The 22,505-nt window shown below is 65.1% G+C and carries 19 protein-coding genes; 10 read left to right on the top strand and 9 right to left on the bottom strand.

What is annotated here, in order from left to right; genetic code table 11:
- Positions 1–25: 25 nt before the first annotated feature.
- The 3 genes from AC5ZFO_RS02380 to AC5ZFO_RS02370 all read left to right on the top strand — a co-directional run bounded on the left by AC5ZFO_RS02380 (position 26) and on the right by AC5ZFO_RS02370 (position 2,573).
- The gene (locus tag AC5ZFO_RS02380; protein ID WP_282520024.1) at positions 26–529 is read left to right on the top strand and encodes a CAP domain-containing protein; all 504 of its coding nucleotides are present in this window, start codon (positions 26–28) and stop codon (positions 527–529) included.
- 78 nt (positions 530–607) lie between these two features.
- Positions 608–1,783: a DUF3734 domain-containing protein gene (locus tag AC5ZFO_RS02375; RefSeq protein WP_282520025.1), complete on the top strand. Its 1,176-nt coding sequence runs from the start codon at positions 608–610 to the stop codon at positions 1,781–1,783.
- A 1-nt stretch (position 1,784) separates the two neighbouring features.
- Positions 1,785–2,573 carry a 3-hydroxybutyrate dehydrogenase gene (locus tag AC5ZFO_RS02370; RefSeq protein ID WP_028148408.1) on the top strand — a complete coding sequence of 263 codons (789 nt, stop codon included), beginning with the start codon at positions 1,785–1,787 and terminating at the stop codon, positions 2,571–2,573.
- Between the two features lie 142 nt (positions 2,574–2,715).
- Here AC5ZFO_RS02370 and AC5ZFO_RS02365 read toward each other — a convergent pair whose 3' ends face one another.
- From AC5ZFO_RS02365 to AC5ZFO_RS02355, 3 genes are all read right to left on the bottom strand, one after another.
- Complete coding sequence (locus AC5ZFO_RS02365; protein ID WP_071916674.1) at positions 2,716–3,540, bottom strand: sulfite exporter TauE/SafE family protein; 825 nt, start codon at positions 3,538–3,540, stop codon at positions 2,716–2,718.
- 190 nt (positions 3,541–3,730) lie between these two features.
- Positions 3,731–5,098 carry a flippase gene (locus AC5ZFO_RS02360; RefSeq protein WP_404979732.1) on the bottom strand — a complete coding sequence of 456 codons (1,368 nt, stop codon included), beginning with the start codon at positions 5,096–5,098 and terminating at the stop codon, positions 3,731–3,733.
- A gap of 324 nt (positions 5,099–5,422) precedes the next feature.
- A complete protein-coding gene (locus AC5ZFO_RS02355; RefSeq protein WP_282520027.1) occupies positions 5,423–6,262 on the bottom strand; it encodes a protein-disulfide reductase DsbD domain-containing protein in 840 nt (279 codons plus the stop codon).
- A gap of 142 nt (positions 6,263–6,404) precedes the next feature.
- Here AC5ZFO_RS02355 and AC5ZFO_RS02350 point away from each other — a divergent pair, with 142 nt between their 5' ends.
- Complete coding sequence (locus AC5ZFO_RS02350) at positions 6,405–7,049, top strand: YqgE/AlgH family protein (RefSeq protein WP_063981003.1); 645 nt, start codon at positions 6,405–6,407, stop codon at positions 7,047–7,049.
- 175 nt (positions 7,050–7,224) lie between these two features.
- Here the strand turns inward: AC5ZFO_RS02350 and AC5ZFO_RS02345 are convergent, their stop codons facing one another.
- Both AC5ZFO_RS02345 and AC5ZFO_RS02340 read right to left on the bottom strand, forming a co-directional pair.
- Positions 7,225–8,112, bottom strand: a complete 888-nt coding sequence (locus AC5ZFO_RS02345) for a TauD/TfdA dioxygenase family protein (protein WP_496121244.1) — start codon at positions 8,110–8,112, stop codon at positions 7,225–7,227.
- Between the two features lie 97 nt (positions 8,113–8,209).
- Positions 8,210–8,989 (bottom strand): SDR family NAD(P)-dependent oxidoreductase, encoded by a 780-nt coding sequence (locus AC5ZFO_RS02340; RefSeq protein WP_282520029.1) that lies wholly within the window; start codon positions 8,987–8,989, stop codon positions 8,210–8,212.
- 98 nt (positions 8,990–9,087) lie between these two features.
- Here AC5ZFO_RS02340 and AC5ZFO_RS02335 point away from each other — a divergent pair, with 98 nt between their 5' ends.
- On the top strand, positions 9,088–9,825 hold the full coding sequence (locus AC5ZFO_RS02335; protein ID WP_496121241.1) for an SDR family NAD(P)-dependent oxidoreductase: 738 nt from the start codon (positions 9,088–9,090) through the stop codon (positions 9,823–9,825).
- 130 nt (positions 9,826–9,955) lie between these two features.
- Positions 9,956–10,330, top strand: a complete 375-nt coding sequence (locus tag AC5ZFO_RS02330; protein WP_282520031.1) for a CsbD family protein — start codon at positions 9,956–9,958, stop codon at positions 10,328–10,330.
- A 143-nt stretch (positions 10,331–10,473) separates the two neighbouring features.
- Here AC5ZFO_RS02330 and AC5ZFO_RS02325 read toward each other — a convergent pair whose 3' ends face one another.
- Positions 10,474–12,186, bottom strand: a complete 1,713-nt coding sequence (locus AC5ZFO_RS02325; RefSeq protein WP_282520032.1) for an SGNH/GDSL hydrolase family protein — start codon at positions 12,184–12,186, stop codon at positions 10,474–10,476.
- Positions 12,187–12,481: 295 nt separating this feature from the next.
- On the opposite strand from AC5ZFO_RS02325, the gene AC5ZFO_RS02320 reads away from it, so the two are divergent.
- Positions 12,482–14,260 carry a peroxidase family protein gene (locus AC5ZFO_RS02320; protein ID WP_282520033.1) on the top strand — a complete coding sequence of 593 codons (1,779 nt, stop codon included), beginning with the start codon at positions 12,482–12,484 and terminating at the stop codon, positions 14,258–14,260.
- Between the two features lie 24 nt (positions 14,261–14,284).
- Here AC5ZFO_RS02320 and AC5ZFO_RS02315 read toward each other — a convergent pair whose 3' ends face one another.
- Positions 14,285–15,670 carry a lytic murein transglycosylase gene (locus AC5ZFO_RS02315; RefSeq protein ID WP_282520034.1) on the bottom strand — a complete coding sequence of 462 codons (1,386 nt, stop codon included), beginning with the start codon at positions 15,668–15,670 and terminating at the stop codon, positions 14,285–14,287.
- A gap of 194 nt (positions 15,671–15,864) precedes the next feature.
- Between AC5ZFO_RS02315 and AC5ZFO_RS02310 the strand changes: the two genes are divergently transcribed.
- Positions 15,865–16,740, top strand: a complete 876-nt coding sequence (locus AC5ZFO_RS02310; RefSeq protein WP_282520035.1) for a UTP--glucose-1-phosphate uridylyltransferase — start codon at positions 15,865–15,867, stop codon at positions 16,738–16,740.
- Positions 16,741–16,847: 107 nt separating this feature from the next.
- On the opposite strand, the gene AC5ZFO_RS02305 is transcribed toward AC5ZFO_RS02310, so the two are convergent.
- The gene (locus AC5ZFO_RS02305) at positions 16,848–18,344 is read right to left on the bottom strand and encodes a sensor domain-containing diguanylate cyclase (RefSeq protein WP_282520036.1); all 1,497 of its coding nucleotides are present in this window, start codon (positions 18,342–18,344) and stop codon (positions 16,848–16,850) included.
- A 137-nt stretch (positions 18,345–18,481) separates the two neighbouring features.
- Between AC5ZFO_RS02305 and AC5ZFO_RS02300 the strand changes: the two genes are divergently transcribed.
- Together AC5ZFO_RS02300 and AC5ZFO_RS02295 are read left to right on the top strand one after the other, a co-directional pair.
- Positions 18,482–18,739, top strand: coding sequence for a DUF7662 domain-containing protein (locus AC5ZFO_RS02300; protein ID WP_282520037.1), 258 nt, complete (start codon positions 18,482–18,484; stop codon positions 18,737–18,739).
- An 11-nt stretch (positions 18,740–18,750) separates the two neighbouring features.
- Entirely contained in the window at positions 18,751–18,918 is a 168-nt protein-coding gene (locus tag AC5ZFO_RS02295; protein ID WP_282520038.1) for a hypothetical protein, read from the top strand.
- A gap of 579 nt (positions 18,919–19,497) precedes the next feature.
- Here AC5ZFO_RS02295 and AC5ZFO_RS02290 read toward each other — a convergent pair.
- Entirely contained in the window at positions 19,498–22,374 is a 2,877-nt protein-coding gene (locus AC5ZFO_RS02290) for an EAL domain-containing protein (protein ID WP_282520039.1), read from the bottom strand.
- Positions 22,375–22,505 lie beyond the last annotated feature (131 nt).

Here is a 22,505-nt window from a genome sequence, read left to right as displayed (position 1 = left end):
GGCCCCTCATTGGGGGCTCCTGGAAATGCGCGCCGCGGCCGCGATATCAATTGCTTTGCTTCTCGCCGGCTGCGCCGGCAACGAAGCACCGGTCCAGCAGCCGACCATGTATGCCGACATGTCGGTCCCGGGCGCCAAGCTCGATGCGCAGGCGGCAGCGATCATGATCTCGCAATACCGCCAGAACAACGCCCTCGGCACCGTCGTGATCGACCCCGATCTGATGCGGCTCGCCGAATCCCAGTCCCAGGCCATGGCGGCGGCCAACAAGATGGACCATGACGTCCGCGCCCCGCTGGCCAAGCGCCTCAGCGCGGGCGGCTATCCGGCAACGGTGGCGGTCGAGAACGTCTCGGCCGGCTATCATACGCTGGCGGAAGCGTTTTCCGGCTGGCGCGACTCGCCCCCGCACCGGGCCAACATGCTCAAGAGCGGTGTCACAAAACTGGGCATCGCGGCGGGCTATGCTCCGGGCACCAAATACAAGGTGTTCTGGACCATGATCCTGGCCTCGACCGACCCCCGATAAGCCAGACTTGATCCCGGGATGCATTGACGCCGCGGGGGACTGTCGCCACGGTGGCTCGCCTTTTGCTATTGTTCCCAGATGACAGATCATAGCCCGGAAGTCGCAACAGTCCCCGCGAAGGCGCAGCGCGTCCTGGTCCTCCAGGGCGGTGGGGCGCTCGGCTCCTATCAGGCCGGCGCCTATCAGGCGCTGTGCCATTTCGACTTCGAGCCGGAATGGGTCGCCGGCATCTCGATCGGCGCGGTCAACGCCGCCATCATCGCCGGCAATGACGGACACACCCGCATCAAGCGGCTCAAGGAATTCTGGGAGATGGTGTCGGCGCCGGTGCCGTGGAAGCCGATCGGCAAGAGCGATCACAGCCGCGAGCTGTTCAACTCGACCAGTGCCGCATTGATCGCGACCTTCGGGGTGCCCGGTTTCTTCACGCCGCGCATTCCGCCCGCGCCGCTCTGGCCGCCCGGCAGCAAGCAGGCCGAGAGCTATTACGACACCGCGCCGCTGAAGAAGACGCTGGAGCGCCTGGTCGATTTCGACCGCATCAACGATCTGAAGACGCGGCTGTCGGTCGGCGCCGTCGGCGTCACCTCGGGCAACTTCAAATATTTCGACAATTACGAGTTCAAGAAGCTCGGCAAGACCATCGGCCCCGAGCACATCATGGCCTCCGGCGCGCTGCCGCCGGGCTTTCCGTCCGTCGTGATCGAAGGCGAGCACTACTGGGACGGCGGCATCGCCTCCAACACACCGCTCGACTACGTGCTCGATGCCGAGATCGCTCGCGACATGCTGATCTTCCAGGTCGATCTGTTCAGCGCCCGCGGCGATCTGCCGAATTCGCTGCTCGAGGCGACCGAGCGCGAGAAGGACATCCGCTTCTCCAGCCGAACGCGGATGAACACCGACAAGAACAAGCAGATCCACAACGCCCGCAGGGCCGTGCGCGACCTGATCGGCAAATTGCCGGACTATCTGAAGAACGACCCGTCCGTCGAATTCCTCGCGAAGGTGTCGCGCGAAAGCACCGTCACCGTGGTGCACCTGATCTATCGCAGCAAGAACTACGAATCCTCGTCGAAGGATTACGACTTCTCGCATGTCGGCATGGTCGAGCATTGGGAAGCCGGCGTGCGCGACGTGCATCTGTCGATGCGCCATAAGGACTGGCTCGAGCGGCCGCAGTCCGGCGAGACCATGGTGACCTACGATCTCACGGGGGACGTCACCGCGCCCCCGCCAAAAAGGAGCGAATAACATGGGTAGTCTGTCAGGCAAGAACGCCGTCGTGACCGGTTCGACCAGCGGCATCGGGCTCGCCTATGCGCGCGCCTTCGCCGCCGCTGGGGCCAATGTCGTCATCAACGGCTTCGGCTCGCCGGAAGACATCGAGAAGGAGCGCGCCAAGATCGAGTCCGACTTCGGCGTGAAGGCGGTGTACTCGCCGGCCGACATGACCAAGCCCGCCGAGATCGCCGGGATGATCGCGCTCGGCGAGAAGTCGTTTGGCTCCGTCGACGTCCTCGTCAACAATGCCGGCATCCAGTTCGTCTCGCCGATCGAGGAATTCCCGGTCGAGAAGTGGGACCAGATCATCGCGATCAACCTGTCCTCGGCTTTCCATGCCATCCGCGCGGCGGTGCCCGGCATGAAGAAGAAGGGCTGGGGCCGTATCATCAACACGGCGTCGGCGCACTCGCTGGTCGCCTCGCCCTTCAAGTCCGCCTATGTGTCGGCCAAGCACGGCATCGCCGGCCTGACCAAGACCGTGGCGCTCGAGGTCGCGACCCACAAGATCACCTGCAACTGCATCAGCCCCGGCTATGTCTGGACGCCGCTGGTGGAGAAGCAGATCCCCGACACGATGAAGGCGCGCAACCTCACGCGCGAGCAGGTCATCAACGACGTGCTGCTCGACGCGCAGCCGACCAAGGAGTTCGTCACCTCCGAGCAGGTCGCAGCCCTCGCGCTGTTCCTGTGCGGCGACGACGCCGCGCAGATCACCGGCACCAACCTGTCGATCGACGGCGGCTGGACGGCGGAGTAACGACCGGTGTCATGCCCCGGCTTGACCGGGGCATCCAGTACGCCGCGGCGGAAGTTGCAAGAGCGAGTTCGCCAACGTTAGGCTCTGGAGTACTGGATCGCCCGGTCAAGCCGGGCGATGACAGCTAGGGCGGGTGGCTGGCCTAATGCGTCCAGGCCAGCGCCGTCACGATCGCGGACGACAGGTTCAGCTCCGCGAACATGATCTTGCCGGCGACCACGAACAGCACGCAGGCAAGCGTCAGGCGCAGCACCGTCTCGGGGACGCGCGTCGCACTGAGGCTGCCGACGATGATGCCGGGCAGCGAGCCCAGCAGCAGCACGCCCATCAGGGCCCAATCCACATCGCCAAGCGCCCAATGTCCGATGCCCGCGACCAGCGTCAGCGGCACCGCATGCGCGATGTCCGAGCCGACGATGGTCGCCATCGGCAGGCGCGGATAGAGCAGCAGCAGCACGGTGACGCCGACCGCTCCGGCACCGACGGACGAGATCGACACCAGCACGCCGAGCACGATGCCGGTGACGACGGTCGCGATGGCCGTGGTGCGCTCATTGACCTGCTCGAGGCGCTTCCGATAGCGCTCCATGAGAGCCTTGCGGAAGATCAGCGAGGTCGCGGTCAGCAGCAGTGCAAAGCACAGCACCAGATTGACCAGGCTGCGCTCGGAATCGCTCCTGAGGTCGAGCTTCCACAGCACGAGCAGCGTCAGCGCGCTCGCCGGGATGCTGCCGCAGGCGAGCCGCAGCACGGCGGGCCAGTGCACGCTCCGCGACCAGCCATGCACCACGCTGCCGCCGGTCTTGGTGGCGGCGGCATAGAGCAGGTCGGTGCCGACGGCGGTGGAGGGGTGGATGCCGAACAGCAGGATCAGCAGCGGCGTCATCAGCGAGCCGCCGCCCACGCCGGTCATCCCGACAAGCAGGCCGACGCCAAATCCGGAGGCGACATAGAGTGGATCAATCATGTCTGGGGAATCTTAGGTTTATCTCGTCGGTTGAGCAATATGACGTAGAATAAAATTTCCCTGAAGCGCAACCGTTTGGGTTGAATAAGAATAATCTTGCTACGGACGGTGGGCGGGGAGGGGGTTTCAGTCGCCGCTGCGCAAGGCGCGAAACAGCCATTCTCCAGGCCGGCAACCCGGGTGGCAGCGCCTATTTGCCAAACGCCAGCACGTGCAGGCCGAGCCGCTGGCGCACGATCCAGAACAGCAGCACTGTCTCGAATGTCAGCGAGATCGAGGTCGCAGCCGCGGCGCCGTGACCGCCGAAGCTCGGCACCAGCGCGATGCAGAGCACGACGTTCATCACGAAGGCCAGCGCGTAGGCCAGCGCGCAGATCTTCTGCTGGCCGAGCATGTTAAGCAGGCGCTCGACCGGTCCAATCGCGGCGCGCACCACGAGGCCGATCGCGGCGACGAACATGATGTCGTAGCCAACCGTGAATTGCGGGCCGAACAGCCAGAGCAGCGGCTTGCCAAGCGCAAGCAGCACGATTGTCGCTGCCAGCGACGGCCAGAACGTCCAGTTGATGGCATGCGCGACATAGGCCGACAGGCGCGCCTTGTCGCCGAGCGCGTTGTACTCGGCGAAGCGATGCGCGGTGGTCGCCGACATCGCGTAGTGGATGAACGAGACCAAAGCGAGCGTCTTCACCACCGCGAAATAGACACCGACCTCGTCCGACGGGCGGAACTGCTGAAGCACCAGCACGTCGGTATAGGACAGCAGCAGGTAAAAGCTCTCGACCAGCAGGATCGGCAGCGAGACGGCGAGCCAGCCGCCGATGTCGTAGGTTTTGGGGCCTGGCTCGATATGATCGGCGAGCTTGCGGTTCAGCACCACCATCTGCCCGGTCATCGCGATCCACACCGCGCCGGCGCTCGCGACCATCGCGGCGACCGCGCCGAGATGATAGCCGAGCAGGAAGGCAGCGGCCGTGATGCCGATGATCAGCGCCTGGCGGATGATGAATTGCGGCATCAAACCGAGCTGCATCCAGTCATGCGAGCGCGCGATGCCGTCCTGGGTGTTGGCGACGACGAAGGCGGGCAGCGTCATGCAGCCGATATAGAGCGGCAGCACCTCGGCCGGATTAATCCAGGGCGAGAGCAGCTTGACGATACCGGCGAGCCCCAGCGACACCAGCGTGGACGCGGCAAAGGTCAGCCAGCGGCTGCCGGAGAGAAAGCCGCGCAGCAGCGCATGCTCACCGCTGGTGCGATACTCGGGAATGATCTTTTGCGCGGAGGCCGAGATGCCGAAATCCATCATGCTGCCGAGCAGCAGCACCCAGGTCCAGACATAGACGTAGATGCCGTAGTCGGACGTCCCCATCCAGCGCGCGAGCAGAACCTGCGAGAAATAGGCGAGGCCTGCGCTGATCACCCGGATGATGAAGATGGTGCCGGCCAACCGCCGCGTCAGCGACGCCTCGTTCGACCCGCCCGTCAGCTTCGCGCGCAGCCGCGCGACGAGGCCGGCAGGTCCGGTCGTTGCGGGTTCTGCATCCATCACGGCCAATTCGAGATCCCCAGGGCGTCCGTATCAGGCGTCCCGCATGCTGCGGCAGGCCTGATGCGGTAGCCCTTGGGGATTAGCAACCATTCGTTAAGATTGGGTTGGGTGAGGCATGCTGCCGCTCCAGCCACCGGCGTCGTCCCCGCCTAGTGCGCAATTGCGCACGGGGGCGGGGACCCATAACCCCAGGGAGACATTGTTGCGCTGGCTGGCAACTCCGAGTCCTCGCCAAACCACTCCCTGTGGCTATGGGTCCCGGGCTTTCGCTGCGCGCGCCCCGGGACGACAGCTGAATATGTGGCGCTGGCAGCGCAACTCAGCTCCGGCTTACTCCAGATTCGTATTGAACTCGTACGACTTCTCAGGCGCGACGAGTGTGAACTTCAGCGCCGCGCCGTCGGGCTTGGCGCCCGGCGGCAGTCCGTCGAGCTCGAAGGAAAATCGCTGCACGCCGGGTGGGCTGCGGTCGACCGGCGCCGGGATCGGCAACGCCCAATCGGGCGTCGGCCCTTCCACGAACAAATTGACGCCGCGGCTATCGGGCACGACCACGTCGACCACGACATTCTTGGGCCCGTCACGTCTGACGTCGCGGATGGTCAGCGGATTGGGATCACCGATCGTGGCAGGCTTCGGCACGGTGTCGAGCGCGGCACGCAGATTGGCGTCCTCGGTCGAGGCGACGTTGTTGAAGCCGAGCTCGACATTGGCCTCGACGGGAACGCAGAGCTTCTCGCACACGGCGTAGTTGATCTCGGCGCGCAGCGTCACCGGCTTGTCGGGCGCCTTGGGCACGATGCGCAGAGGCAGCACGATCTGGCCGTGATAGCCGATCGAATGCCCGCCGGCGCCGTCATCGAATTTCAGCGGCGCCGGCCACATCACCGTCACCGCTTCGACATTGTCCGATTTCGAGAAATCGAACCGCGGCGGAACGCCGGAATCGCCGGGGATGCGCCAGTAGGTCTTCCATCCCTGCTGGAGCTGGAAGGCGATACCGCCGAGCAGGACGGCGCCGCTGCGCGACCCTGCGATCAATCGCACTGCGGAATGGCCGTCGCGCTGCCAGGGCGAAGCGTCGTCGGCGCGGGCTGCGAGCGTCACCGACGACGCAAGCAGGGTTGTTGCGACGCCAATCGCCGCATGCAGGGGAACTCTTGTCAGCATGGCACGTCTTTACAGGGTCGCCCCTGGGCAAACCATTGAATTGCTTGTGATGGATGCACCTGAATCAAGTCGAGGCAAGCCTTGATTTGACAGCGGCCCGGCCCGACATCAGGATAGGAATCGAAACCGGAGTGCTTTACCGATGGCTCCCACAGGCAAAAGGACGGGCGAAAGCACCCGCAGCGCGGCCCCCGCGCTTCCCAGTTCGGCCGGCTATCTCGACGGCCAGCTCCTGATCGCGATGCCCGTGATGGGCGATGAGCGCTTCGAGCGCTCGGTGATCTATCTCTGTGCGCATTCCGCCGAGGGCGCGATGGGCATCATCGTCAATCATCCCGCCGGCAGCATCGACTTCCCCGAGCTCCTGCAGCAGCTCGGCATCATCAAGAAGGGCGAGCACATCAAGCTGCCGGAGAACGCCGAAAGCATGAAAGTGCTGCGTGGCGGACCGGTCGATACCGGCCGCGGCTTCGTGCTGCATTCCAGCGATTTCTACATCGAGAACGCGACGCTCCGGATCGACGACGGCGTCTGCCTCACCGCGACCGTCGACATCCTGCGGGCGATCGCCAACGGCTCCGGCCCGAAGCACGCCATCCTAGCGCTTGGTTATGCCGGCTGGGCGCCGGGCCAGCTCGAGACCGAAATCCAGAGCAATGGCTGGCTGCATTGCGATGCGGATTCGGATTTGATCTTCGGCGACGATGTTGACGAGAAGTACGGCCGCGCGCTGCGCAAGATCGGCATCGATCCCGGCATGCTCTCGAACGATGCGGGACACGCGTAGCTGTGTAACAACTGCTGCGAAGGTTTGCGGTGTCCTGCGCCCCCCTCCGCTGTCGTGCCCCGGCTTGACCGGGGCATCCAGTACGCCGCGGCCTATCGATTGCATCACAACCGTCTCGGAGTACTGGATCGCCCGGTCAAGCCGGGCGATGACCACGTCCAGCGGGGTGTGCCGCCTACTCCGCCGCCTGCTGCTGTACCGTCGGCTCTGTCCCCGCCACCGTCGCACGGCGCATGTCGCGGGGCTGGGACTGGTCGTAGCGGCGGACGCGATGCATGGTCTGGCGGTTGTCCCACATCACGAGATCATGCAGCTTCCATTTGTGGACGTAGACAAACTCGGCCTGCGTCGCATGCTCGTTCAGATCGCGCAGCAGCAGCCGGCCCTCCGGCACGCTCATGCTGACGATCGTGCCGGCATGCGATGAGAGATAGAGCGACTTGCGGCGATGCACCGGATGGGTGCGCACCAGGCGTTGCAGCACCGGCTTGAACATCTGTTTTTCGTCGTCGGTGTACTCGGTGAAGCCGAGCGATCCGCGCGAATACATCAGCGAGTGCTCGCAGACGAGATCCTCGATCTCCGCCTTGGTGTCGTCATCGAGCGCGTCATAGGCCGCGCGCATGTCGGCGAACTCGGTATTGCCGCCCTTCGGGTTCACCACCCGCGCCGACAGCAGCGAGAATTTTGCGGGGATCGGGCGAAACGAGCTGTCGGAATGCCACAGGCAGTTGCCGAGATTGAACAGATGCGCGCGGCTGTCCTTCGCCAGCGGCTTGCCGTCCTTGCCGAGATTGGAGACGTCGTTGAGGCCCGATTGGAGACGGTAGTCCTTTTCCTTGGTCACGGTGCCGCCGCGCGCGTCCTCGCGCTGGCCGAAATTCAGCGCGAAGGCCATCTGCTGCTCGTCGGTGATGTCCTGGTCGTGGAAGATCAGCACCGCATATTTGTCCATGGCGGCCTCGACCTCGCGCGCCTCGGCCTCGGTGAGAGGCTTTCGCAGGTCGAGGCCGGAAACCTCGCAGGCAAAATGTTTTTGAAGCTGCCGGATGGCGATCGTCATGGTGTTTCTCCCGCAAACCGCGAGCGGTTGGTCCCGCTCTGCCGGTGAAAAAGCTACTCCGGCACTCGGCGTTGTCAACGCTCGGCGCGCATGGCTCTCACGCGTTGCGGGCCATCAAGCCTCCATCGACCGGGATCACCGCGCCGGTGAGGAAAGACGCAGCCGGCAGGCACAGGCTCAGCGTCATATGCGCGACCTCCTCGGGGTCGCCGTAACGGCCGAGTGCAGTGCGGCGCTTGGCGTAGATGGTCTTGTGCTCTTCGGAGATGCGGTCGGTGATGGCGGTGCGGATCGGGCCCGGGCAGATGCAGTTGACGGTGATGCCCTCGCGGCCGAGCTCGACGGCGAGCGAGCGCGTGAGGCTCGCCACGCCGCCCTTTGCCGCCGAATAGGGGCTGTGCAATGCGGTGGCGCCGAGGGCCTCGGTCGAGGCGATGTTGACGATGCGCGGGCTCTTCGACCTGCGCAGGTGCGGCAGCGCGGCGCGGATGATGCGCGGATGCGCCGTCAGCATCACCGCGATGCCCTTGGCCCAGGCATCTTCGTAAGCCTCGTCGTCTATCGCGACGCGCACGGAGATGCCGGCATTGTTGACGATGATGTCGAGTCCGCCGAAATGCGCCGCGACAGCGCCAACCACGCGCTTGATCTCGCCGCCATCGGCGACATCGAGCTTCCACGCCTTCGATGATCCGGCGTTCGCGGCAATCTCCTTGGCAACGGACAGTGCGCCCTGCTCATCAAAGTCGGTGACGGCGACGTTTGCGCCTTCAGCGGCGAACACGCGCGCTGTGGCGCGCCCCATGCCGCTCGCAGCACCCGTGACGAGAACGGTCAGGCCCTTCACCGACCGGCTGAGCTCCTTGAATTCGGACATGCCGTTTCCTCGCGTCTCTTGTTTCTTGTTATGAGATGGACAAGGCTGGCATCGATCAGCAGACAGGTCAAACAAGCAAAACAAAAGGGGAGGCCGCGATGGCGAACGAGCTGGATTTCTCAGGCAAGCAGGTGCTGGTGGTCGGCGGTTCCAGCGGTATCGGCAACGGCATCGCGCAAGCCTTTCGTGCGAGGGGTGCCGCTGTTGCGGTCTGCGGCACGCGTGCTCATCCTGCGGAATATTCGACGCAAGAAGGCTCCGATCTCACGGGTCTTTCCTATGCGCAGCTCGACGTCGGCAACACCGGCGCGGTGGAAGCGTTCAAGCCGTCCTTCGACCGTCTCGATGTGCTCGTGCTCGCGCAGGGCGCGGTGCTCTATCGCCGCGGCGAGTTCGAGATGGCCGGCTTCCGCAAGGTCGTCGAGGTCAATCTGATGAGCCTGATGGCCTGCGCGACGCGGTTTCACTCCATGCTGCGCGACAGCAAGGGCGCGCTGATCATGGTGTCCTCGACCGCAGCCTATCATTCCACCATGGGCAATCCCGCCTACAACGCCTCGAAGACCGGCGCAGTCGGATTGACGCGGACGCTGGGCGAGGCCTGGGCCGAGGATGGCATCCGCGTCAACGGTATCGCGCCCGGCCTCGTCGACACCAAGATGACGAAGGTAACCACCGACAATCCCAAGCGGCTCGAAGGCGCGTTGTCGCGCATTCCGCTGCGGCGATTGGGCACGCCGGCTGACATGGCGGGCGCGGCCCTGTTCCTGGCCTCGCCGCTGTCGTCCTACATCATTGGCCAGACGCTGGTCGTCGATGGCGGGCTCATCCTGTAGCCAGGATGGAGCGACTGGCCTGCCGTAGCTCGAAGAGTGCAGGCGGGATCCAGACTACACACTTTCGCAGAAGCTTGGAACTGCGCTGCTCCTGATCGGTTACTTGGGCTGACCCCCGAGGAGGAGCAACATGGACAAGGATCGGATCGTCGGATCGGCCAAGGAATTCGCTGGGCGCGCAGAAGGCGCCGTCGGTGATCTCGCTGGCGATGCGCAGACACAGGCGTCAGGCAAGGCGCGGGAAGCCGCTGGCACCGTGCAGAATCTCTACGGCCAGGCCAAGGACGCCGTGCGCGACGCCGGCGAGACCGCGGCCGGCTACGCCAAGGATGCCTACGACAAGCCGGCCGAGACCTTGCGCGACGGTTCGCAGGCGATTGCCAAGAAGGTGCAGGACAATCCGCTCGGTGCGCTGCTGGTCGCCGGCGGGATCGGCTTCGCACTCGCGCTTCTGATGTCGCGTCCCGCCCGTCGCCCGCCGCCGCGCTGGCGCTATTACGGCTGAGCTTCCCGCCACTGGTCATTCCGGGGCGCGCCTCTTGGCGCGAGCCCGGAATCCATTCATCGGGCATCGTCGGTGGGGCGCGATGGATTCCGGGTTCGCGCTACGCGCGCCCCGGAATGACAGCTGAAATCATCAGTGAAAAACTACCGGAACATCTCCGCCGATCGCCCGACGTTACCAGGCGGGCGCGGGATCGCGGGATTGGGATTCGGATTGCGCGGCGCCGGCGCCAATTGACGCGGCGGTGGCTGCGGAGAGCCGAAGCCGAAGAAATCGCGGAATGACGGCGCTGCCTGGGCCGGCTGCTGCGGCTGCTGCTGCATCGGCGGCTTCTTCGGCGCGAGTCTTGGCGGCGCGATCGCGGCGGCTGGACCCGGTGTGCCGGGAGCGGCGCTGCCGTCGGGCGTCGTCGTCGCCATCGGCGTATCGCCCTTGGCCTGCTCGCGGCCGACTTCGCGGCGCGGCCAGGCATAATCATCGGCACGGCCCGCGGGCGCGGCCAGCGGCTCACCCTTCACCATCGTCTTCGCGGCGAGCGCATCGACGGCGGCGGGACGCGAACCCGGTCCGCCCAGCAATTGATCGGCCGAGATCGAGGCTGCAACCAGCGGCACGATCGGTCCCGCCAGCGGCCGCGGCGCGGGCTTGCCGGGCTCGGCGCTGGTGTCGGGGGTCGCAGGTTCGCTCGGCAGCGCAATCGGGCCGGAGCGTCCGGCGAGCAGCCGAGTGATCTCGCGCTCGACATAGTGGGCGAGCTTGCGTGCGCCGGGTTTCGTGAAATAGACGCCGTCATAGCTGCGGAGCTGGCGGATCTGGCCCTCGAAGTCCGGGCCCTTCTGGAGGAAGCGGCCGGCTTCGTCGACAAAGCCGTCCCAGACATCGACATAGGTGATGCCGGCCTTGGCCGCGCCTTCGCGATAGAGCGAATCCAGGAACAGCATGTCCGCCGTGCCCTTGGGGCCGCGGATCGCGGGCAGGCCGACCCAGAGCACCGGCACGCCCTTGGACTTGAGGACGTTGGCCAGCTCCTCGATCTTCTTGCCGTACAGCTCGACCCAGCGCTCGTCGCGGAATTCGTAGAGGCCGTTCGGGTTGCGCGCGGTCTTCTCCGGCGCTGCGACCGCCGGCGTGTCGGCGTTGTCGGCATCGTCCTGCGGCAGGTCGGCGTCGGCCGGCTTGTCGTCCGGCTTGGCGGCGGAATCAGGTTTGGCGTCGCCGGGCTTCTCGCCTGGCTTGCCTTGCGGCTTGGCGCGCGCGCCCTTGTCGTTCTTCTTGTCCTTGTCCGTCGCCTTGTCGGGCGCGACCTCGCGGATCGAGATGCGGTCGTTGAGGCCGAGCATGACGACGATCACGTCGGGCTTCTCGGTCTCGAGGATGCCCTTCGCTGCCGCTGCCCAGTCCGCGGGCTCACCCTTCGGCTGGTACTTGATCAGGCCGGACGTGGTCTTGTGCTTGCGGATCACGCCCATGTCGGGCTGCTCAGTGTAGGCGTCTTCGAGGCCGTAGGCGAGCCAGTCCGCCATGGCGTCGCCGATCACCAGCACGTTCTTGTCGGGCGTCGTGTCGCGCTTGCTAGGTGCCGGCGCGCGCGAAAAATCCTGGCGCGGCGCCTGCGGCTGTTGCTGCTGGAATGGCGTGAAGAAATCGCCGCCGAACCAGCCGCCGCCTCCACCGTTCCGCGGTGGCGGGGCCTGCCGCTGCGGCGGGCCGCCGAAGCCGGGGAAGTTGAAGAACTGCGCCGAGGCGGGTCCTGCGACGGAGACCAGGATCGCGAGCGCCGTCCCCAGCGCGATCAACGGGCCGGTCTCGGTCAGCGCCTTGAAGAAGGACTTGAACTGGGGCCTGGGCTTCGACATGCGATCTCGGGCACGCGCAATGGGGGTCGGGATAGGCTCGATATAATAGCGGAATCGGGCGCCAAACGGGCAGAATTCGTTGCCATAAACCGTCCGTTGGGTCCGGAGGTCAAGGCCGATCGACCCGAAACATGCCGGAACGGTTACCGGCGGGCCGGATCATGGGGTGCGACGGCGTGATCCACCCCTAATTGCGATCCATCTCACAACTTCGATGGCGGTCTCACGGTATTTTCACGCTGAAATAGCGCTCTCTCAATATTGATGACCAATTCCAATTTCGGGAGCTGAACCCATGCAGGACATCACCAAGCAAGATGTTGCCGAGTCCCGTGCGCAAGCCGAGAAATTGCTCGACGCGCAGGCCGAGCAGTCCAAAGCGAAGCGACCGCAAGGCCATGGACGATCCGAACGCGGCCTGGACGCCGTGGCTTACCAGCCGGAAGGCTTTGGCCGGTTCGGCCGCATGTTCCCGGAGCTGGCCCGGGCCCGCTTCGGCGATACCCTACCGCAGGAACAGGCGATCATGAATGCGATCGCCGACACCATGATCAAGCGGGGAGATACCGGCGCTCCGATTACCGAGGAGGAACCGGCCGACGAGAATCCGAAGATCAAGGCAGGCTACACCTATTTCGGCCAGTTCATCGATCACGACATCACCTTCGATCCTGCCTCCGATCTCGACCGTGACAATGATCCCAACGCGACCCAGGATTTCCGCACGGCGCGGCTGGACCTCGACAGCATCTACGGCCGGGGGCCGGCGGATCAACCCTACCTTTACAATCCCGATCTCACCATCAAGCTCGGCTTCGACAAGACGCCGGCCTATCTGAAGGGCAAGAAGAAGCTCTTCGACGTGCAACGCGCGCCGCGTGACGAGAGCGGTGAAGTCGACGATGCGCATCAGGATTGCCCGCGCGCCATCATCGGCGACAAGCGCAACGACGAGAACAACATCGTCCTGCAGATTCACCAGCTGTGGCAGCGCTTCCACAACAGGATCATGCTCGACCTGGCGCGGCCGTCGACCGAGCCGGGAAACGAGCGGCCGGGGATCACGGGCCTCGCAGCCTTCAATACGGCCCAGCGCAAGGTACGCTGGCACTATCAATGGGTCGTCTTGCATGACTTCGTGCGGCGCATCGTCGGCGACAAGATGTTCCACGCGGTCTACAACGGCGGCAAGCCGAAGCTCCACTTCTACAACCCGGAGGCCGCGCAATATCCGTTCATGCCGGTCGAATTTTCGGTCGCGGCCTATCGGTTCGGCCACTCCATGGTCCGGCCGAGCTATTCGCTGAGCGCGGCGATACCGCATCAGAAGACGAATTCACTGGACCGGCTGCCGATCTTCAAGCCGAACTTCAGCTGCGACGATGTGCAGAGCCTGAACGGCTTCCGTCCGTTGCCGCCGGAATGGGGCATCGACTGGAGCTTCTTCCTGCCCGACGTGAAAAGCGATCTGCCGAAGCCAACGAAGGAGCTTCCGTTCGGCGATTTCGTGCGGCCGCAGCCGGCCTATCGGATCGACACCATGCTGGTCGATCCGCTCTCGATGTTGCCGGACCTGCGCAACGAGAAGAGACCCGATCGCAAGTCATTGCCGAGCCTGAACCTGCAGCGCGGCATCGCGCTGGGCCTGCCGAGCGGGCAGGCGGTGGCACGGCGCATGGGTCTCAAGCCCCTGACGGACGATCAGCTCTGGATCGATCCCGGCAATCTGGACGACGATGCCGCGAAGGCGCGCAGCGACATGTTCGCGACGAACGCAGCGCAGCTGCACGAGAACGCACCGCTCTGGTACTATATCCTGCGCGAGGCGGAGCTGGCCGACGCGGTCAAGACCGACTTCGAGGAAGACGGAGAGGAGAAATCCCAGGTGCTGGGTGGCAGCCGGCTGGGCGACGTCGGCGGTCGCATCGTCGCCGAGGTCTTGATCGGCCTCGTCGTCGCGGACAATCAGTCCTATCTCGTCCAGGACCCGAACTGGCGGCCCACGGTCAAGGACATGTCGGGCCAGGGGGCGAGGTTCGAACTATCGGACGTCGTGAATTACGTCGATTCCTGAACGATCGGCCGTGGCGGGCGGTGTTTACCGCCCGCGCAGCCGTTCCAGCACGTCGGAGGAGGCAAACCCGTCGGCGGGGACCCCGATCGAGGCCTGGAAATTACGCAGTGCCTCCCGGGTCTGGCCGCCGAATTGGCCGTCCGGGGTGCCCTTGTAGAAGCCGCGCTGGGCCAAGAGCTGCTGGAGCTCCAGCCGCTCGGTGCGGGACAGCTCGCGCTCCTGCCGCGGCCAGGGCTGCACGAAGGGCTGGCCGCCGCGCAGGCGGTCGGCGAAATGGCCGATCGCCAGCGCATAAGCCTCGGCCGGGTTGTACTTCATGATGACGCGGTAATTCTGCAGCATCAGGAAGCCCGGGCCCTGCGCCCCGGCGGGCGCCAGCAGATAGGCTTTCTCGGCCGGATGCGGGAAGGGCTGGTTGGTCGGGCGCTTGAGCCCGAGCTTCTCCCACTGCGCGATCGTCATCGCCTTGGCGCGATCGGCCAGCATGTAGTTGAAGCCTTGGGGCACCACGACCTCAAAGCCCCAGGTCTGGCCGGCCTGCCAGCCGTCCTTCTTCAGATTGTTGGCGGTCGAGGCGATCAGGTCGGTGGGATTGTCGACGACGTCGCGCCGTCCGTCGCCATCGCCATCCACGGCAAAGCGCTTGAACGCGGTCGGCATGAACTGCGTCGGGCCGAAGGCGCCGGCCCAGGAGCCGCGCATCTGCTCAGGCCTGAGATCGCCGCGGTTGAGGATCTCCAGCGCGGAGAGAAACTCGTCCTTGAAATAGGCCTGGCGGCGGCCGATGCAGGCGAGCGTCGCGGTCGATTGCAGCACGCTGCGGTCGCCCATCTGCGTCGAGTAATTGGACTCGATACCCCAGATCGAGGCGATGATGTAGCGATCGACGCCGGTGGCCTTTTCGGTGGCGTCGAACTGCGCCTTGTATTTAGAGAGGACCTCGCGGCCCTTGGCGAGGCGGTTGTCGTTCACGAGGATGTCGAGATAGTCCCAGATCGACTTGGTGAACTCCGGCTGCGAATCCATCAGGTCCATGATGCGCAGATCGGGTGTGAGCCCGGCTGTGAAGCGCTGGAAGTTCTCCTGCGTGATGTTGCGCCGTGCGGCATCGGGCCACATCCCCGCGACGCAATTGTTGAAGTTGGAGGCGGCTTCGCGGATCGCGGCGGCCGTCATCAGCGGATGGCCGGAGGCGCCGTCCTCGCCGGTCCAGGGTAAGGCGCCGCCGGGGCCGGGCGGGGCTTGCGCAGGCGCCGGATTCGGGCCGGAGAAAATACCGCCGAACAGGTTCGACAAGCCGTTCTGCGCCTGCGCGTGCGCGCTGACAGGCAGCAGCACAGCGGCCGCAAGCATCATTGCGCCGGTCACAAATCCAGCACGTTTTGCCAGCCCTGCCACTGATTGCATCATACCCTACCTGTCCGGCCGAAAATCCGCCTTCAGGAGGCCCGGTACCGGTTGCCAATAGCTTAACAAAGGTGAAATTTTGGTGTCGGCCTTTTTCTCAACTCTGTGAGCGCGAGGCCCCACATCCGCCTTTGTTAGCGGCTGCAAACAAGCTAGCAAGATACCATTGCTCCGTTCACGTCTCAGGTATTCGATCAATGAAAATTCGCAAAGCCGTATTCCCCGTCGCCGGCCTCGGCACCCGCGTCCTGCCCGCCACCAAGGCGATGCCGAAGGAAATGCTGACCATCGTCGACAAGCCGCTGATCCAGTACGTCTATGACGAGGCGAGGGAAGCCGGCATCGAGCATTTCATCTTCGTCACCGGCCGCAACAAAAATGTCATCGAAGATCATTTTGACAAGATGTTCGAGCTCGACGCGACGCTCGCCGCGCGCGGCAAGAAGGCCGAGCAGGACATCCTGGCGCAGAACCAGCCTGGGGCCGGCGCCGTCAGCTTCACCCGCCAGCAGGCGCCGCTCGGCCTCGGCCACGCGGTCTGGTGCGCGCGCGACATCGTCGGCAACGAGCCGTTCGCGGTCGTGCTGCCCGATGAGCTCGTGCTCAACACGACCGGCTGCCTGAAGCAGATGATCGAGACGGCTTCAACGCTCGGCGAAAAATCCAACGTCATCGCGGTCGAGGCCGTACCCGACCATCTCACCCATCAATACGGCATCTGCGGCGTCGGCAAGCGCACCGGCAAGACGTTCGAGGTCGACGGCATGGTCGAGAAGCCGGCCAAGGGCACCGCGCCCTCCAACCTCTCGATCACCGGCCGCTACATCCTCCAGCCGGAGATCTTCAAGATCCTGGAGACCCAGGAGCGCGGTGCCGGCGGCGAGATCCAGCTCACCGACGCCATGATAGGCCTCGCCAAGTCGCAGAAATTCTACGGCGTCGAGTTCGAGGGCGAGCGCCATGATTGCGGCTCCAAGCCCGGCTTCCTCCGCGCCAACATCGCCTACGGCCTGAAGCGGCCGGAACTGCGTGATGGGCTCATTGCGGAAATGAAGAAGTATCTGGGGCAGTAGTTCCCGGCGTCATTGCGAGCGAAGCGAAGCAATCCAGAATCTTTCCGCGGAGAAAGTCTGGATTGCTACGTCGCAAGAGCTCCTCGCAATGACGGGGAGAGAAGCCCTCACGCCACCAGCGACAGCTTTGGAAGGCTCGCGACCACGGACTGGTTGCGGCCGCCGGCTTTCGCCGCATAGAGCGCCTTGTCGGCGGCGGCGACCAGGACCGGCCAGTCCATGCCGGTGGTGGGAACGAAGCCCGCAATGCCGCAGGAGACCGTCGACATCGCCTGGTCGTCGGACCAGCCCTGCACCTTGCCGCGGATCGTCTCGGCGACATTGAAGGCCTCGGCGGCCGACGTGTTCGGCAGCAGCACCGCGAATTCCTCGCCGCCATAGCGCGCGGCGCAGTCACCGGACCGCCGCACGGAATCGGAAATGCAGATCGCGATGCCGACCAGCACCTGGTCGCCGGCCTGATGGCCGAACGTGTCGTTGTAGGCCTTGAAGTGATCGGCATCGATCATCAGCAGCGCGACCGGTGTCTTCTGGCGCATCGCGCGGCGCCATTCGGCGTCGATGACCTGGTCGAACTTGCGGCGGTTCTTCAGGCCGGTGAGCGCATCCGTCGTCGCCATCTCCTCGAGCTTGCGCTCGGCTTCGGCGCGCCGGCTGATCTCGCGGGCGAGCACCAGCGTCGAGGCCAGCATGAACAGGATGAGCGCCAGGACCACGGCGCCGATGCGGTAGGCTTCCTTCTGCCAGATCTCGAACACGGCGGCGAGCGGCTTGCCTGCCACCACGAAGAGCGGACCCGGGCCGGTGCTGCGGACGTAGAGGCGCGGCGTCGCGTCCACCGGGCCCTGGCCCGCATAGGACCCGCCGGCCTTGAGATTGTCGGCCTTCCAGCTCTGCCGCGTCCCGAGATTCTTGCCGATGACGTCGAGATCGAACGGCCGCCGCATCATGATGGTGCGGTCGCGCCTGAGCACGGTGATGGTATCGTCGGGATCGAGGTTCAGGCGCTCGAACAATTCGTGGAAATAGCTGAAACGGATCGAGCCGGTGACGACCCCCAGGAAGCCGCCGTCGGTATCGCTGATGCGCCGGCTCAGCACGATGGAATAGGCGCCGCGGAACAGCATCGGACGGCTGATGAAGAGGCCGGCGTCGGGATCGTCGCGATGAACCCTGAAGTAGTCCTCCTCGCTCCGGTTCTCCGGCAGGGGATCGAGCGTGGAGGCGTCGATGGTCAGCCTGCCCTCGGCATCGAACACCTGGATGGCGCCGAAGTGCCGCGCCGTGGTGGCGTGGTCGAACAGGATCAGGTGACGGATCGGCTTCGAGACCGCGTTGATCTCCGGCAGCAGCATGTTGCTGGCGACCGCCTTCAGGGAGAGATCGTAGATCTCGATGTTGCGGCTGATATCTGCTTCGATGGAGGTGGCCAGATTGTCCAGCGTCTGGCGCGCGAGGGCCTCCTCGCCGCGGCGCATGTCCAGCATGACGTTGACGCAAATGGCGGAAAAGCCGATCACCGTCACGACGGACGATATGATCAGCAGCTTCGCCGAAATCCGCCACGGCCGGCGGGTCGTGACGTCGCGCCATCCAGACTGCATCGATTGCTCCCGACGCTAGTGGATGCGCCCGAAATCTTGCGTAGTGTTTAAGCCGGGACGGCGCTGCCGCAATGAGTTAAGAATTGGTTTCCGCGGGGATCGCTTTTGGGCAGCGGAGCCGGGACGAGAGGACGATTGTGAACGATTACGACGCGCTGCGGGATTACCTGACGCGGCAGAAGCAAATGGAATTCGTGCTGAGCTTCGAGCAGATCGAGGAGATCATCGGCGCGGCCCTGCCACGTGCGGCGAATCGCGCCTCATGGTGGGACAGCCTCCGCAGCCCCGACATCCAGATGCCCCAGCGCGAAGCCTGCCTCGCCGCGGGGTTCGTCGCGACGCGGATGCCGGACGGCCAGAGCGTGCGGTTCACCAAGAAGAAGCAGCGCAGGTGAGCTGACGCCGCATGATTCTGCGCTGGCCAAGGGGGATTTTTGGCGCAGCCCTGATTGCAACAGGCGTGCTGTTCGCGCTCGCCTTCGAGGCCCGCTACTGGCGCTGGCGCGACTGCGCCGCGATCTCGCTGGTGGCGGGGTTTTGTCTGGTCGCGGGGCTACGACGCAAGCCAGGGTAGGCCAGCTGGACGCGGTGCGCCGCAAGCGCGAGATGGGGGCGTTAGCCCACGTGTTTCGCCCAAGTGTTTAGCCCAAGTGTAGAACCACGACCTTCATTGGCGATTACCGGGCCAGCGTTCGTCAGCGGCATGGGCTCGTATCAGGCAGCTGGTCGTCTGCCGGTCGCAGGTGCGCACGCATGTGTTCTGGCGCCCTCGAACGTCACCGGCCCCGCCGGTGTAGTTGGCACATGTGCCGAGGCAATTTGCGCCTCGATCCTCGCATCGTGCGGCTGTCACTGCTTCGGCCGATGAGGCGAGGAACACTCCGGTGCCGATCAGGGTGATCGCGTAGAAAAGGTGCCGAGTCATCCGTGACTCCTGAGAAAGACGCGTGGTCTGCTCATTCCGAGAACGACAGCTGCGGGCCCCGTGACCACGATGACGAAGCCGTTCTGGATCGAATGCTGCGTTGCATCTTTCATGGTGGTCGAGCACGGCCCATTGATCTGGATCAAGCCCGGCATCAGCGCGCCGGTGCGGCACCCCGCTCGCCTTGCGAGCGACCCTTTCCGGGAGGAGAGCGGAAGGAGATGAGCGCTAGCTCGCCGCTTCCAGCCGCACTTCCGTGAGCAGGCGCATCGCCGCATCCGCGTCCATCGGCTCGCCGAAGGCGAAGCCCTGCGCGTATTCGCAGCCCATCTGGTAGAGCTCGACCGCGTCGGAATCGGTCTCGGCGCCTTCCGCGACCACGTCCATGCCGAGATCATGCGCGAGCGCGATGATCGACTTCAGGATCACCGGACGGGTGCCGCGGTTGGTGGTGCGAACGAAGGACTGGTCGATCTTGATGGTGTCGAACGGGAAGCGCTGCAGATAGGCCAGCGAGGAATGGCCGGTGCCGAAATCGTCGAGCGACAGTCCGGTGCCGAGCTCGCGGATGCGCGTCAGCATCTGGGCTGCGTGCTCCGGGTTCTCCATCACCAGCGATTCCGTCAATTCCAGCTTCAGCGTGCCGCGCGCCACCGAGGAGCGCGACAGCACGGTGCGGATGTCGTGGATCAGATCGTGGCGCAGCAATTGCCGCGAGGAGACGTTGACGGAGGCGAAGATCGGCTCGCGCGAGCGCATCGCGCGTTGCCACACCGAAAGCTGCTTTGCGGTTTGATCGAGCACGAACATGCCGAGGTCGACGATCAGGCCGGTTTCTTCCGCGATGCTGATGAATTCCGACGGCGCCATGCGTCCGAGCTTCGGATGATCCCAGCGCACCAGCGCCTCGAAGCCGGCGATCGAACGATCCTCCAGCCGTACGATCGGCTGGTACAGGATCGTGAGCTCCTGCCGCTCGATGGCGCGGCGCAGCTCGCTCTCCAGCGTCAGGCGGTCGGTCTTTCGCGCGCGCATCGCCGGCTTGTAGACGTCGATGCGGTCGCCGCCGATCCGCTTGGAATGATACATCGCAAGCTCGGCGTCCTTGATGATCTCGTCCGTCAATTGGGTCTGCGGATCGGAGAGCGCCAGCCCGATCGAGGCCGTGAGAAAAATCTCGCGGTCGTTGAAGGCGATCGGGGCGCGGATGGTCTTGCGGATGGTCTCGGCGAAGGCGGTGATGCGGGCAGGGTCCTGCTCCGAGAGCAGGATCAGGCCGAACTGGTCGCCGGCAAGCCGCGCCAGCGTGTCCTGCGGCTTCAGGATGCGGGTGAGGCGGCGGGCCAGCGTCAGCAGGATCGAGTCGCCGACTGCGATGCCGACGGAATCGTTGACCTGCTTGAAGCGGTCGAGGTCGATGACCATCAGCGTCGGCCGTAGCGTCGGCATGGTCTTGGCGAAATGCGCGACCGCGCCGAGCCGGTCCATGAACAGTTTGCGGTTGGGCAGGCCGGTGAGGTTGTCATGCACGGAATCGTGCAGCAGGCGCTCCTCGGCGTTGCGCAGCTCGGTGACATCGGTGAGCGTGCCGACCACGCGCGAGACCTCGCCGTCCGAGCCGACCACCGGGCGCGCCTTCAGCGCGAACCACATGAAATGACCGTCCGGCGTGCGCAGCCGGAAATCCTGCACCAGGCGGCCGCGGCGCTGGTCGAGCACGCTGTCGAGCGCGGCGCGGAACCGGTCCTGGTCGAGCGGATGCAGCACCTCGAGCCACGACGCCGCCGGGCCTTCCAGCGTGCCGCGCTTGAGGCCGAGCAGGGCTTCGGTCTCGGGGCTGGTGAACACCTTGTCGGCGGAGACGTCCCAGTCCCAGATCAGATCGCCGGAGCCGGCCAGCGCCAGCGCGCGCCGCTCGATGTCGGAGACGACGCCGGTGCTGGCGCCGCCGCCGGCGAAGGCGTGCTGCATCACCGTGAAGCCGATCAGCATCACGATCAGCACGAGGCCGCCGAGCAGCGCCGGGCCGACGATGTCGTTGGTGACGGAGCCCGCGACCGTCATGCCGGCCGCGACCACCCAGATCACCAGCAGGAACCAGGTCGGGATCAGCAGCACGGCGCGGTCGAAGCCGTGGGTGGAGAGATAGACGATCAGCGCGAAGCCCGCGAAGGCGATCAGCACCAGCGAGATGCGCGCGATGCCGGACGCCACGGCCGGGTCGAACAAGGCGAGCGCGACGAGGGAGCCGAGGAATGCGAGCCAGCCGACTGTGATGTGCGAATAGCGCACATGCCATCGACTGAGGTTGAGATAGGCGAACAGGAACACCAGCAGCGTCGCCGCCAAGATCGCTTCACCCGCCGCGCGCCAGATGCGCTCGGCGTTGTTCGACATGTCGAGCACCTTGCCCCAGAAGCCGAAATCGACGCCGATATAGACCAGCACCGCCCAGGCCAGCGCCGCGGCGGCCGGGAACATGATGCTGCCCTTCACCACGAACAGGATGGTGAGCACGAGCGCCAAAAGCCCGGAGATGCCGATCACGATGCCCTGGTAGAGCGTGAAGGAGTTGACCTTGTCCTTGTAGGACTCGGGCTCCCACAGATAGAGCTGCGGCAGCTTGTCGGTGCGCAACTCCGCGACAAAGGTGACGACGGCGCCGGGATCGAGTGTGATGCGGAACACGTCGGCCGTCGCGCTCTCCTGGCGCTCCGGGCGGTCGCCGATCGAGGGCGTGATGGTCGCGATGCGCGACAGCCCGAGGTCGGGCCACAGCAGGCCCGACGAGACGATGCGGTAATGCGGGGCGACGATTAGGCGGTCGAGCTGGTCGTCGGTGTTGTTGGCGAGCGCGAACACCACCCAGTTCTGCCCGCCCTCGCGGGCGCGCACCTCGATGCGGCGGACGATGCCGTCGGTGCCGGGTGCGGTCGAGACTTGGATGCGATCGGCGTCACTGCGCTGATGCTCGAGCACGCCGGTGAGGTCGATCGCGGGCGCGTCGCCACGGACGCTGACGGCATCCAGCGCGCGCGCCGGGCACGCGGCGACGAGAATCATGAGGCCCAGCGCTATGGGCGCGAGGCACCTGATCAGACGCAAGGTCGGTTCTCCGCGTTCGACGCAAACTCTTCAGTGCAGGATGGTCAGTGCAAGGCGTTTTCCGAACGGAACAAGATGGTTCGGCGCGTCGCGATAGATGCCACGAAAGCGAGGAAAATCAAAGGGTTTCC

It is taken from the genome of Bradyrhizobium sp. Unk1 (assembly GCF_059512345.1).
Note: the sequence above shows the minus strand (reverse complement) of the source record. Positions and strands in the feature narration are given on the sequence as shown.